11 protein-coding genes and 1 pseudogene are annotated in these 12,496 nt (G+C 57.4%); 8 read left to right on the top strand and 4 right to left on the bottom strand.

All coding sequences use genetic code 11. The annotated features are described in order from the left end of the window. Positions 1-131: 131 nt before the first annotated feature. Together choX and betC are read right to left on the bottom strand one after the other, a co-directional pair. Complete coding sequence (gene choX, locus FHL16_RS17680) at positions 132-1,052, bottom strand: choline ABC transporter substrate-binding protein (protein WP_010465535.1); 921 nt, start codon at positions 1,050-1,052, stop codon at positions 132-134. 16 nt (positions 1,053-1,068) lie between these two features. Beyond that, positions 1,069-2,583, bottom strand: coding sequence for a choline-sulfatase (gene betC, locus FHL16_RS17675; RefSeq protein ID WP_010465537.1), 1,515 nt, complete (start codon positions 2,581-2,583; stop codon positions 1,069-1,071). 114 nt (positions 2,584-2,697) lie between these two features. Here betC and FHL16_RS17670 point away from each other — a divergent pair, with 114 nt between their 5' ends. Next, positions 2,698-3,648, top strand: coding sequence for a choline sulfate utilization transcriptional regulator (locus FHL16_RS17670; protein WP_077748841.1), 951 nt, complete (start codon positions 2,698-2,700; stop codon positions 3,646-3,648). Here FHL16_RS17670 and FHL16_RS17665 read toward each other — a convergent pair. Further along, the gene (locus tag FHL16_RS17665; protein ID WP_010465542.1) at positions 3,635-4,312 is read right to left on the bottom strand and encodes an NAD(P)-dependent oxidoreductase; all 678 of its coding nucleotides are present in this window, start codon (positions 4,310-4,312) and stop codon (positions 3,635-3,637) included. The two genes, FHL16_RS17670 and FHL16_RS17665, sit on opposite strands and share 14 nt — an antisense overlap. Positions 4,313-4,396: 84 nt before the next feature. Between FHL16_RS17665 and FHL16_RS17660 the strand changes: the two genes are divergently transcribed. After that, entirely contained in the window at positions 4,397-4,723 is a 327-nt protein-coding gene (locus tag FHL16_RS17660; RefSeq protein ID WP_010465544.1) for a DOPA 4,5-dioxygenase family protein, read from the top strand. Here the strand turns inward: FHL16_RS17660 and FHL16_RS17655 are convergent, their stop codons facing one another. Next, the gene (locus FHL16_RS17655; RefSeq protein WP_077748840.1) at positions 4,724-5,125 is read right to left on the bottom strand and encodes a GFA family protein; all 402 of its coding nucleotides are present in this window, start codon (positions 5,123-5,125) and stop codon (positions 4,724-4,726) included. Positions 5,126-5,541: 416 nt separating this feature from the next. Between FHL16_RS17655 and FHL16_RS17650 the strand changes: the two genes are divergently transcribed. The 6 genes and pseudogenes from FHL16_RS17650 (at position 5,542) to FHL16_RS17625 (ending at position 12,429) form a co-directional block, all read left to right on the top strand. Next, on the top strand, positions 5,542-6,849 hold the full coding sequence (locus FHL16_RS17650; protein ID WP_017341736.1) for a CitMHS family transporter: 1,308 nt from the start codon (positions 5,542-5,544) through the stop codon (positions 6,847-6,849). A gap of 84 nt (positions 6,850-6,933) precedes the next feature. Next, entirely contained in the window at positions 6,934-7,701 is a 768-nt protein-coding gene (locus tag FHL16_RS17645; RefSeq protein WP_077748839.1) for a TerC family protein, read from the top strand. Between the two features lie 280 nt (positions 7,702-7,981). Further along, positions 7,982-8,478, top strand: a pseudogene (locus FHL16_RS17640) (PAAR domain-containing protein). Between the two features lie 19 nt (positions 8,479-8,497). Further along, positions 8,498-9,655: a DUF2515 family protein gene (locus FHL16_RS17635; protein ID WP_077748838.1), complete on the top strand. Its 1,158-nt coding sequence runs from the start codon at positions 8,498-8,500 to the stop codon at positions 9,653-9,655. Beyond that, positions 9,655-10,287: a hypothetical protein gene (locus FHL16_RS17630; RefSeq protein ID WP_077748837.1), complete on the top strand. Its 633-nt coding sequence runs from the start codon at positions 9,655-9,657 to the stop codon at positions 10,285-10,287. The genes FHL16_RS17635 and FHL16_RS17630 overlap by 1 nt, the downstream gene beginning before the upstream one ends. A 483-nt stretch (positions 10,288-10,770) precedes the next feature. Then, positions 10,771-12,429 carry a Na/Pi cotransporter family protein gene (locus FHL16_RS17625; RefSeq protein ID WP_010465559.1) on the top strand — a complete coding sequence of 553 codons (1,659 nt, stop codon included), beginning with the start codon at positions 10,771-10,773 and terminating at the stop codon, positions 12,427-12,429. The last annotated feature ends 67 nt before the right edge of the window (positions 12,430-12,496 follow it).

The following is a 12,496-nucleotide window of genomic DNA, read 5'->3' as shown; positions in this document are numbered from 1 at the left end:
GCGCAAGGGTATCAGTACCGGGTGAACATTGTGGCGAGGGAGCTTGTTCCCGCTCGGGAGCGAAGCGCCCGCAGATTTTTAGGGCTGCTTCGCTGCCCAGCGGGAGCAAGCTCCCTCGCCACAGGTAACCCTTACAACTTCGCTTTTACCGCCGGCAACGCATCTTTCCCATCCACGGTCTTCACGCCATCCAGCCATTTATCCAGCACGGCAGGATTGGCCTTGATCCACGCCTTGGCCGCCTCGGCATTGCTGATTTTCTTGTTCACCACCTCGGCCATGATGCTGTTCTCCATCTCCTGGGTGAAACTCAGGTTGGTGAGCAGCTTGCCGACGTTCGGACAGGCCTGTGCATAACCTTTGCGGGTCAGCGTATAAACGCTGCCGGTGTCGCCGAAATACTTCTCGCCGCCTTTCAGGTAATGCATTTTCAACTGCACGTTCATCGGGTGCGGCGTCCAGCCGAGGAAGGTCACGAACTTCTGTTTTTTCACTGCGCGGGACACTTCGGCCAGCATGGCCTGCTCGCTGGACTCGACCAGTTTCCACTGGCCCATGTCGAAGTCGTTCTTCTTGATGATCTCTTGCAGCGAGATGTTCGCCGGGGCGCCGGAACCGATGCCGTAGATCTTCTTGTCGAACTTGTCGGCGTATTTATTCAGGTCGGAAAAGTTATGCACACCCGCGTCCCACACGTAATCCGGGACGGCCAAGGTGAATTCGGTGCCGTCGAGGTTCTTCGCCAGTTGGGTGACATCACCCGTGGCGACGAATTTGTCATAGAAGCCCTGCTGCGCCGGCATCCAGTTCCCCAGGAACACGTCGACCTGGCCATCCTTCAGCCCGCCAAAGGTGATCGGCACCGCGAGGGTGTCGACCTTGGCCTTGTAGCCCATGCCGTCCAGCAGAAACCCGGTGATGGCGTTGGTCGCAGCGATGTCGCTCCAGCCCGGATCAGCCATTTTCACCGTGTCGCAGCTCTGATCGGCAAAGGCCGATGCACTGCCCAGAGCCAGTAGCCCGACCGTCAGTACTGTGGATAACTTTTGCATGGACTTCCCCTTAACATTATTGGTTTTGGCAGGGTTGTGGATAACGTGCTTTACGTTCCAGATCGTCGAGGTCGATGTGGTTGCGCATGTATTGCTGACTGGCGTCTACCAGCGGCTGGTGATCCCAGCTCTTCAGCTTGCCGATGGTCAGCGCCTCGGCGACGAATCGCCGGCGACGCTGGCTCGCGAGCACCTGTTGGTGGATCGCCGGAATGTCCCATTTGGCCCGTGCTTCAGACAGAAACGCCTCGAACAGCGGCCGATGTTGCGGCGATTGGCTGAGTTCTTCCTGTTCGCGCGGGTCGTTGTGTACGTCGAAGAGTAGGCAAGGGTCATCTTCGCTGTAGATGAATTTGTAAGCGCCACGGCGGATCATCATCAAAGGGCTGATGGTGCCTTCGGCCATGTATTCGCCGAAGACTTCGTCGTGACCGCCCTGCCCTTGCAGGTGCGAGACCAGCGAACGACCGTCCAGTGGCAAGCCCGGCTCCAGCGAACCGCCGGCCAGCTCTACAAAGGTTGGCAGCAAATCAGCGGTGGAAACCGCAGCACTGACCCGCCCGGCGCCGAATTGTCCCGGTGCGCTGATCAACAGCGGTACGCGGGCGGCCATTTCGAACCAATGCATTTTGTACCAGAGGCCGCGCTCGCCGAGCATGTCGCCGTGGTCGCCGGAGAAGACGATGATGGTGTCATCGATCAGCCCGGTATCTTCGAGCGTTTGCAGGAGTTTGCCGACGTTGCTGTCGATATAGCTGCAAGCTCCGAAATAAGCACGACGCGCATCGCGAATCTTATCCACAGGCAGCGGCTTGTCCCACAGGTCATACACCTTGAGCAAACGCTGGGAATGCGGATCAAGTTCGGTTTGCGTCGGGGTTTCCGGCAGCGGGATGTCGGCATCGTCGTACATGTCCCAAAAAGCCTTGGGAATGGTGTACGGATCATGTGGGTGCGTCATCGACACGGTCAGGCAAAACGGCTGGTCGCCATCCTCGCGAATGTGATCGAACAGGTATTGCTGGGCCTTGAACACCACCTCTTCGTCGAAATCCAGCTGATTGGTGCGCACGCACGGCCCGGCCTGCAGCACCGAAGACATGTTGTGGTACCAGGTCGGACGCACGTCCGGTTCATCCCAGTTCACCGACCAGCCGTAGTCGGCCGGGTAGATGTCGCTGGTCAGGCGCTCTTCATAGCCGTGGAGTTGATCCGGGCCACAGAAATGCATCTTGCCCGACAGCGCTGTGCGGTAGCCGAGGCGACGCAGGTAGTGGGCATAAGTCGGTACATCGGCGGGGAAATCGGCCGCGTTGTCGTAGGCGCCGATCTTGCTCGGCAATTGACCGCTGACCAGGGTGAAACGCGACGGCGCGCACAGTGGGCTGTTGCAATAAGCGGCGTCGAACACCACGCCTTCGGCGGCGAGGCGGCTGAGATTGGGCAATTTGATGGGCGAGGAACCGTAGAACGGCAACATTGGCGCGGCCATCTGATCGGCCATGATGAAAAGAATATTCTTGCGCTTCATGTGATCGCGGCATTCCATAGTGAATATTTATGCGAGAGTGCTGCGATCGAGCATGGAGTCCAGGCACTTTGTGGTAAAGCCCATGCACGGCAATGACTAGGATAAGCACCGCTTATGTATGACGCCCTTGGAAGTTTGTCGCTGGACCTGCTGCGAGCGTTTGAAGCGGCGGCCCGCCATCGCAGTTTTACCGCCGCAGCGGTAGAGCTGGGCACTACGCAGCCCGCCGTCAGCCAGCAGATCAAACGCCTGGAAGAACAACTCACCGCGCGGTTGTTTGATCGCATTTACCGTGGCATTGAGTTGACTGAGGCCGGGACCATTCTTTTCGAGCAGGTTCAGCTCGGTTTGCAGAATATCGATGCCGGATTAAGCGCGATCAGCACACAGCATCAACATGAAGTCTTGCAGGTGGCCACGGATTTCGCTTTTGCCGCGTATTGGCTGATGCCCCGATTGCACCGCTTTCATAAAGCCAATCCCCACGTCGACGTCAGCCTGGTCACCAGCGAGCGCAATCACAACATGCTGCGCACTGATATCGATGTGGCGGTGTTGTTTGGGGATGGCCGCTTCAAGCAGGGCGAAAGCCATTGGCTGTTCAGCGAAGAAGTGTTTCCGGTCTGCAGCCCGCTGCTGTTGAAGGATCGTCCCCTGCCCTTGCCGGCCCAGTCATTGCTGGAATTTCCACTGCTGCACCTGCGCGGCGAAAACAGCAGCAACTGGTTTGACTGGAGCGGCGTCTTTCGCGAGTTAGGGATCACATCGGCCCCGGCCCCCGGGCAATTGCGCTTCGACAATTACACGTTGCTGATTCAAGCGGCGATTGGTGGTCAGGGTGTTGCAATCGGCTGGCGGCACCTTGTGGATAACTTGCTGGCGCAAGGTTTGTTGTGTCGACCGATAGCCGACACGGTGATTTCCAGGCTCGGCTACTACGTGGTTTTGCCCCAGCGAAAACGGCGTGGGGTATTGATCCAACAATTTGTGGACTGGTTGATGGCTGAGCAGGCCAGCAGCGCCCAATCGCTGAATGGTTTACCGCTGCCGTCTATCGCCGTGTAGGGTCGGTCGAAACGAAGTTCACATGCTCGCGAACGTGAAGATTCAGCCGCAGCTCATCGGCAATCCCTACGGCCACGCGGTTCAACCGTTCAAGCGGTTCGGCCAGGCCCGGTTCAAGGCTGCTGCTGACGTGGCTGAAATGTTCAATCGTCAGCCCCGGCACTCCGCGAGGCGCATTGACCAGGGTCCAGTGCAAGGCACTGCTTTGCAGGGCATCAAGGATTTCCTCGGCGGCATGCCGCTGAAGGGGGTCCAGCGCTTCAGCCTCTGTGTCGTCGAGTTCGGCAAAATCCCCCACCAGGAACAGCCGGGCAATACCGGCCGCCTGCATGCCCTCGATCAGCGCGTCCACGGCCAACACCTGTTCGACCGGGCCTGGAACGATGGTTTTTTCAACGGTCTCGCTATTGAATGGCAATCCGGGGGCATCCAGCAGGCAAATAACCACCGAACTGCCCGCTACGCTTTGCTTGACCCGCTCAGCCTCGAACAGATCGCCGGTCTTGGTGCGCAATCCTGGGCGCGGTGGGAGCGCCGTCAGGTCATCCAGAATCGCGATCACTTCATGTTGACGCCGTAGCATTTCAGCCATCAGCGCACTGCCCAGGCTACTCATGGCACCATAAAGCACCACTTTGACCACCGGGGTTTCGGCATTTTTCATGGCTGAGATTCCTTGTTCACAACGTATATGGCGTGTGACCTGTGGGAATAGGTGAGGGTTCGACTGGGTTTCAGAGGGTTTCAGATGCAACAGATCAAGGGTTACCACGCCCATGTCTATTTCGACGCCACGAGCATTGATCAGGCGCGAGCGCTGTGTGAGCACGCCGCGCAGGTGTTCCCGCTGAAAATGGGCCGCGTGCATGAACGTCCCGTGGGTCCGCACCCGGACTGGAGTTGCCAATTGGCGTTCGGGCCGGAGCTGATCGGCGAAGTGCTGCCGTGGCTGGCGCTCAACCGCAAGGGTTTGGTGGTGTTCCTGCACCCGGACACCGGCGACGATCTGCTGGACCACACCGAGCACGCGATCTGGATGGGCGCAATCCGGCCGCTGGACCTGTCTATTTTTTGATCAGAGGTTTTCTTCGGCTTCGCCGGGCAAATGTTCGTCCAAGTGCAGCCAGGGTAAGTGGCTGCGGGTCCAGATGTGACGCTCGGCCGGGGCTTGCTCCGGGTGATCGAGGGTGGCGATGGTCACGTCGATACTCTCGGGGCTCAGATGTGTGATCAACGCCAGTTGCGCCCCACAGTTCGGACAGAAATAGCGCACGCAGGTGGTTGAAGATTCGTACTGCGCCGGCGTCCCTTTCAGCCATTTAAAGGCCGATACGGGAACCGTGATCCAGGTTGTCACGATCCCGCCGCTGACGCGCCGGCAGATCGAACAATGGCAGTGGGCGATGTCGTGCAAAGGTCCGCTGAATTGATAGCGCAGCTGTCCGCAGTGGCAGCCGCCGGTGTGAAATTCGCTCATGACCTTACCTCCTGATGCGTATTTCCTGACGCTTTCGCGAGCAGGCTCGCTCCCATATGGTTTGTATACGACACAGATCCAGTGTGGGAGCGAGCCTGCTCGCGATGCCCGCAACTCGGTCGCCCTCTCTGCCCCAGTCCGACGACCGGTTGCACATCCGGTCAATGCTTTCATCAGCGAAAGCTGGGTGAAAGCTTCCCCGATTAGGATCGCCCCCACTGCCGGCAAAAGACCGGTCGGCCAATGCCAGTGTTTTATCGCTCGCACAGCCCATTTAACAACAACAATGGTGATTCTGATGTCCTCTGCTACCCGCCGCTTCGCTGCAACTCCGCCCGTACGCCTCGTGCTTCCCGTTCTGCGCTGACCCACCCGGTTCGCCCATTCCCTAGCCGCGCTACGCCTGGAGTATTCCCATGCTGACTTTCCTTGGCTTCGCCATGGTCATCACGTTCATGTTCCTGATCATGACCAAGCGCCTGTCCGCGCTGATCGCCCTGATCATCATTCCTATCGTCTTCGCCCTGTTCGGTGGTTTCGCGCCGAAGATCGGCCCGATGATGCTCGAAGGCATCACCAAGCTGGCGCCGACCGGCGTGATGCTGATGTTTGCCATTCTGTATTTCGCCCTGATGATCGACTCCGGCCTGTTCGACCCGGCCGTGCGCAAGATCCTCAAACTGGTCAAGGGCGACCCGCTGAAAGTGTCGGTCGGCACCGCCGTATTGGCGCTCGTCGTTTCCCTCGACGGTGACGGCGCAACCACTTATATGATCTGCGTGGCCGCCATGCTGCCGCTCTACAGTCGCATCGGCATGAGCCCGCGGATCATGGCCGGCCTGATCATCCTCGCCGGTGGCGTGATGAACATGACGCCATGGGGCGGCCCGACTGCCCGTGCGGCCAGTGCGCTGCATGTGGACCCGTCCGACATTTTCGTTCCGATGATTCCAGCGATGGCGTTCGGCGTGGTGGCAATCCTGGCGATTGCCTACTTCTACGGCAAACGCGAGCGTGCGCGTCTGGGTGAACTGCACCTGGTGGGCGATGAAATCGACCACAGTGAAATCAGCGTTTCGCAATTCCCGGATGCCCGTCGTCCGAAGTTGATCTGGTTCAACGGCGCCCTGACCCTGGGCCTGATGTGCACCCTGATTGCCGGTCTGTTGCCGATGCCGGTGTTGTTCATGGTGGCGTTCAGTATTGCCATGATCGTCAACTATCCTTGCCTGCAACAGCAGAAGGATCGCGTCGCGGCTCACGCCGGCAGCGTACTTGCGGTGGTCGGTTTGATCTTCGCGGCGGGCATTTTCACCGGTATCCTGTCGGGCACCGGCATGGTCGATGCGATGTCGAAAAGCCTGCTGGCGGTGATTCCTGATTTCCTCGGCCCGTACCTGGCCGTGATTACCGCGCTGGTGAGCATGCCGTTCACGTTCTTTATGTCGAACGACGCATTTTATTACGGCGTGTTACCAGTACTTGCCGAAGCCGCCAGTCATTACGGTATAACCGCGGTTGAAATGGCACGTGCCTCGATCGTCGGTCAGCCCGTCCACCTGTTGAGCCCGCTGGTACCATCGACCTACTTGTTGGTGGCCCTGGCCGGTATCGATTTTGGTGACCATCAGCGCTTTACCCTGAAATGGGCAGTGCTGGTGTGCATGTGCATACTGGTAGCCGCATTGCTGATGGGGATTTTTCCGCTGTTCAGCACTCTATAAGCCCAAGACTCACCACAAAGGGTCCAGGCTTCGCTGTTTGAAGCCGGGCCTTTTGTGGTTTAACACTCGCTCAAAGGAATACACATGGAATGGCTGACCAACCCTGAAATCTGGGTTGCCTTCTTTACCCTGACCGCCCTGGAAATCGTCCTGGGTATCGATAACATCATCATGATTTCGATCCTGGTCAGCCGCATGCCCAAACACATGCAGCAGCGCACCCGGATCTTCGGCCTGGCGCTGGCCATGGTCACGCGGATCCTGTTGCTGCTGTCGATCACTTGGGTCATGCGCCTCACCGCCGACTTGTTTGAAGTGTTTGGCCAAGGCATTTCCGGGCGAGACCTGATTCTGTTCTTCGGTGGCCTGTTCCTGCTGTGGAAGAGCTCGCAAGAGATGTACCACGCGCTGGAAGGTGAAGACGAAACGAACGAAGAGCCGAGTGGCAAGGGCGGCAACTTCCTCTACACCATCATCCAGATCGCGATCATCGACATCGTGTTCTCGCTGGACTCGGTGATTACCGCCGTCGGCATGGTCTCCCACGTACCGGTCATGGTCGCGGCGATCATCGTTGCGGTGCTGGTGATGATGCTGGCTGCCGGCACCATCAGTGAGTTCATCGACAAGCACCCGTCGCTGAAGATGCTGGCGCTGTCGTTCCTGCTGATCGTCGGTACGGTGCTGATTGCCGAATCCTTCGACGTTCACGTGCCAAAAGGCTACGTCTACTTCGCCATGGCGTTCTCGCTGGCGGTGGAAGCGATCAACATCAAGATGCGCACCGCGATTGCTAAAAAGCGCAAACAGCAGGATCCGGTGAAACTGCGCAAGGACATTCCGGGGCAATAACCCGAACCTGTGCACTGGCTGCTGCCAGTCAGTGCACAAAACCTGTGGGAGCGAGCCTGCTCGCGATAGCGGCCTGTCATTCAACATCAACGTTGAATGTGACGGCCTCATCGCGAGCAGGCTCGCTCCCACTTTTTTTGCTCTGTGATTAGCCTGGCGGATCGAGGTTATTCAACACTCGATTGCGGATACTTCACGATGGCGTGTTCAAAGGTTGACGCACCGAGCTCTGGTGGTTAGCGTCCCTCGCTCGCTTCAAACGACATGACAAGGAATGCATATGTCTGGAAAACCGGCTGCACGCCTCACGGACCCGACCACCTGTCCCCTTCCCGGCCACGGCACCATCCCGATTGCCAGCGGCTCACCCGATGTCTTTTTCAACGGTCTTGCGGCCGCTCGGGTCAGCGACACATGCACCTGCGACCAGGCCCTGAACGGTGGATTCTCTTCAACCGTGTTCATCAACGGCCTGAATGCCATACGCTCGATAGCACCACCAGCCATGGCGGTGTGGTGATTGGCGGCTCCGGCAACGTCATCATCGGCAACTCTCATTCCCCTGCGCCCTTCATCCCGCCCTTGCCGATCATTGGCCAGCCTTTGGTCGAATTCAAAGCCGTCAGCGCTGGCAATGGCGAACCGATTGCCCAACAGGACTACGAAATCGAAACCGCTGAAGGCCGGATCGTCAAAGGCCAGACCAACGCGGAGGGCATGACCCAAAGCGTCGCTACCCTGCAGCCCGACCTCGCCGTCGTCCGCTGGACTGTCTGACGCCTCAAGGAAGAATGAAATGACTGGACAATGCATGGCCCCAGACGACCTGGACATGAAGAAACTCTGGGACAGCACCTGCGAACTCCCCGTTTGCAAACGCGAAACCACTAAGGGCGGCCCTAACCCGAAAACCCGCGTTGAAGTGCCATTACTGACCTGTAATTGCCTGTGGCGCAGGTTTCAAAAAGAAGCCGAAGAGTGGGTCGCACCGGGCGGCGTGTTGATTGCCGACCCGCAAGCCCGTAACCGCAAGATCAACGCGGCCTATGCACAATTGTGGCTGGCGGATAACCGGTTTCAGTGGGCGGGGTTGGCGGCGTTTGCTTCGAAGCAGGTGGGGTGTGGGTTGATCCATGCGACCAAGTTGCAAACGGCTATTGCGGCGCAGAAGGCGGCGCAGGAGAAATTGCGGACGGGGAAGTCGGAAACCCTTTTCGAAGGATTTGGGTTCAAGCTCAGCAAGACTGATCCGGAAATCGAGAAAGAGTTAGCGAGCGCCAAAGCGGCCAATCCTCTTCCCACTGAGGATATTACCTTCGGCGACAACTCCCGCTCCGCTGTTCAGCAGCAGTTGGACTACGTGTATGAAATGCTGGCCCTCGGTAATACCTCGCTGTTTCTGGATGTTTATCCGTTGCATCGGTTTTTTATGGTGCGGGGCTTCAAAGAAATGGAAGCCTGTCTTTCCAAACGCAACCAACTAAAAAATGAAGTTCTGTGGCCCATCGCTGACAAAGTAGAGTTCGGTGCAGCGCGTGCAGAAGTGACCGATACTTTCAAAGCCATAGATGAAGGAAGAATTACCAAAAGCGTAGAATTCATGGCCGGTCATGAACAGCTGAACATTTTGCAACCTGCGATGTATGACGATTCCCACTTCGCTTACCTAATGCGCGGCACCCATGCTGGAGATGTCGTATCAGTAGTCACAGGGATGCTGTCCGGAGCCGCAGAAGAAATCCAGTTGACTCTGGCAAGTCAATGCAAAGCGGCAGACGGGCGAAAGGTTGCCTTCGGCAGTAATCCATTGGCCAATCTGGCAAACAAGGATCAACGAATAGAATTCGTACTTCGTGCTGCAACACAATTCGATGCCTTATTAAAAAACCCCACTTCAAAAGCCCAACTAAAGCAATCCATTACAGAAATATCTCAAGGTGGAGGGATCCGCTGATGAAACCACTCACCAGGCTATCTCTGATAAGCATGAGTGCAATTGTTATTGGGCTGTGTATTGCCTACTTCAATTGGAATACGGAAGTTTTGAGTGCGCACATAGGGAAGTCTTACAAGGATACCGTTGAGGACTCAACGTTTTCGGTGCCTGCGAATACCGCTTTTTATCCAAGCACGCCACCGCATCCTAGTTCTACATGGATATCAGAGCCAGTCATCATCCATTTTGATGATCCTGAGCATGGTTTTACGCTACCAGCAACCAAGTTTGGCGCCGTTGGTTTTGATGAAGGTAAAGTCTCGACCATGACAACTTCTCCAATGTTGGAGACCTTGCCTTTCAATCAGCTGATTCCCTTACTCACTCAGTTGCAGGGGAAGCTAAAAGACTCGGGTTGGGTACCGCGCAACCCACAAGATAACTCTTGGTTAGCCGTCGTCAGCGAAGTAGAAAAAAACGCTTTGCAAAGGCAGTTGTTCGATCAGGTAGTCATCGTGATGCTCCTTATACCTCACAAATACAGTCTTGCGCTAAACGTCAAATGCTACGCCCGCTGTGATGAGCGCGACCCGAAAACGGCGAAGTATCTGATTGATGTCAGTGTCGGTTCGGATTACTACAGCGAATGAAGAGCCGCTTCAGAAGGCGGCGTTGGTGTTTGCAAAGAGCAGCGTTTTTTACCCTGTTCATTTGTCTGGCTTCTTTTCACCACCCAGTTGATTTTTTGAACATTCATATCGGGAAGTCATACAGAGAAGTCGCACAAGACTCGACATTCCCAAATATTTGATCGACGTAGGGCTAGGCGACGATTTCTTTAGCGATTGAACTACCAATGATCTTAGGGCAGCTGCGCAGCCCAGCGGGAGCAAGCTCCCTCGCCACAGGGGTTGTGTCGCGCACCTTTTCAACTGTCCGGCTGAGACCTTCGGGTCCCTTTTTTACTCTCTGCATCAACCTGTTTTCATGACAGTTTTGTTTCAATCACGTCTTTAGCTATGCGATGCTGGCGCCCAGACCGTTAGCCAACTACAGCTTAAGTACAGAACGTAGAACGTCGCGCGGCACCGTCAATTTGCCCCTCTGGGGCGCTACCACCACAGGGGGCCTGCATGCTCACCCTGCTCAATTTGTTATCTGCCGTGGCCTTGTTGATCTGGGGCACGCACATCGTCCGAACCGGCATCTTGCGGGTCTACGGTTCCAATCTGCGCCATGTGATCGGCCAGAACATGTCCAAACGCTGGCTCGCGTTCATCTCGGGGATCGTCGTTACCGCGATGGTCCAGAGCAGCAACGCCACGGCCATGCTCGTCACATCCTTCGTCGGTCAGGGCCTGATGGCGCTGACGCCCGCCCTGGCAACGATGCTCGGCGCGGATGTCGGTACGGCGCTGATGGCGCGGGTGCTGACGTTTGATTTGTCGTGGCTGTCGCCGCTGCTGATTTTTCTCGGAGTGATTTTCTTCCTGTCCCGCAAGCAGACTCGCCTGGGCCAGATGGGTCGCGTCAGCATCGGTCTCGGGCTGATCATCCTGGCGCTGCAACTGATCGTCGAATCCGCCGCGCCGATTACCCAGGCGCAGGGCGTGAAAGTGATTTTCGCCTCGTTGACTGGCGATATCCTGCTGGATGCCCTGGTCGGCGCGTTGTTCGCGATGGTTTCCTATTCCAGCCTGGCCGCCGTGCTGCTGACCGCAACCCTGGCTGGCGCCGGCGTCATCAGCCTGCCGGTGGCGATCGGCCTGGTGATCGGTGCCAACATCGGCAGCGGTATCCTCGCGTTTCTCAGCACCAGCATGCAAAACGCCGCTGGCCGTCAGGTGGCGCTCGGCAGCCTGCTGTACAAACTGATCGGGCTGCTGCTGATCATTCCGGTGCTGGACCCGCTGGTGCACTGGATCGACAGCCTCGACTTCAGCCCCCAGGAAATGGTCATTGGCTTCCACCTGCTCTACAACACCGCGCGCTGCCTGATCCTGTTGCCCAGCGTCGGCCCGATGGCCAGGCTTTGCGCGTGGCTGCTGCCGGAGCGGCCGGAGCTCAACGGCACGGCGAAACCCCGCCACCTTGATCCGACCGCGCTGGTTACCCCCAGCCTGGCATTGGCCAACGCCGCGCGAGAAACCCTGCGCATGGGCGATCTGATCGACAACATGCTCGAAGCAATGCTCGACGTGCTGCGTGGTAAACAATCCGCCATCACCCAGGAAATGCGCAAACTGACGGATGATGTCGAAGCGCTCTACAGCGCCATCAAGCTTTACCTGGCGCAAATGCCCCGAGAAGATTTGAGCGACCAAGACAGCCGGCGTTGGGCGGAAATCATCGAACTGGCGATCAACCTCAAGCTGGCCAGCGATTTGATCGAACGCATGCTGCGCAAGGTGCAGCAGCAGAAAACCTCGCAGCGCCGGTCTTTTTCCGAGGTTGGTCTGGAAGAGCTGGCCGGGTTGCACAGCCAGTTGATCTCCAACCTGCGTTTGGGTTTGTCGGTATTTCTCAGTGCCGACAAGGAAAGTGCCCGCCAGCTTCTGCGTGAGAAACGTCGCTTTCGCGCACAGGAACGCCGCCTGGCCCATGCTCATGTCAGCCGTCTGCAACGTAAGATTGTGCAGAGTATCGAGACCAGTTCACTGCACCTGGAGCTGATCGCCGACATGAAGCGCTTGAACTCGCTGTTCTGTAGCAGCGCTTATGTGGTGCTGGAAACATCGGACACCGGTGCACTGGCGGTCGACGATATGGCTGACATCACGCATTCGCCTTGAACGTCTGGCGGTGTGGTCAGTCAGTAACAGTGGTTCCGGTTCAAGATCATCGCGAGCAGGCTCGCTT

Origin of the sequence: Pseudomonas sp. FSL W5-0299 (assembly GCF_005930655.1) — a bacterium.
Lineage (GTDB): Bacteria > Pseudomonadota > Gammaproteobacteria > Pseudomonadales > Pseudomonadaceae > Aquipseudomonas > Aquipseudomonas mandelii.
This window is presented reverse-complemented; position numbering and strand designations above follow the sequence as displayed.

Bases quoted from the DNA above. Each gene is read 5' to 3' on its own strand.
- choX (WP_010465535.1), bottom strand. From the start codon at position 1,052: ATGCAAAAGTTATCCACAGTACTGACGGTCGGGCTACTGGCTCTGGGC.
- betC (WP_010465537.1), bottom strand. From the start codon at position 2,583: ATGAAGCGCAAGAATATTCTTTTCATCATGGCCGATCAGATGGCCGCG.
- FHL16_RS17670 (WP_077748841.1), top strand. From the start codon at position 2,698: ATGTATGACGCCCTTGGAAGTTTGTCGCTGGACCTGCTGCGAGCGTTT.
- FHL16_RS17665 (WP_010465542.1), bottom strand. From the start codon at position 4,312: ATGAAAAATGCCGAAACCCCGGTGGTCAAAGTGGTGCTTTATGGTGCC.
- FHL16_RS17660 (WP_010465544.1), top strand. From the start codon at position 4,397: ATGCAACAGATCAAGGGTTACCACGCCCATGTCTATTTCGACGCCACG.
- FHL16_RS17655 (WP_077748840.1), bottom strand. From the start codon at position 5,125: ATGAGCGAATTTCACACCGGCGGCTGCCACTGCGGACAGCTGCGCTAT.
- FHL16_RS17650 (WP_017341736.1), top strand. From the start codon at position 5,542: ATGCTGACTTTCCTTGGCTTCGCCATGGTCATCACGTTCATGTTCCTG.
- FHL16_RS17645 (WP_077748839.1), top strand. From the start codon at position 6,934: ATGGAATGGCTGACCAACCCTGAAATCTGGGTTGCCTTCTTTACCCTG.
- FHL16_RS17635 (WP_077748838.1), top strand. From the start codon at position 8,498: ATGACTGGACAATGCATGGCCCCAGACGACCTGGACATGAAGAAACTC.
- FHL16_RS17630 (WP_077748837.1), top strand. From the start codon at position 9,655: ATGAAACCACTCACCAGGCTATCTCTGATAAGCATGAGTGCAATTGTT.
- FHL16_RS17625 (WP_010465559.1), top strand. From the start codon at position 10,771: ATGCTCACCCTGCTCAATTTGTTATCTGCCGTGGCCTTGTTGATCTGG.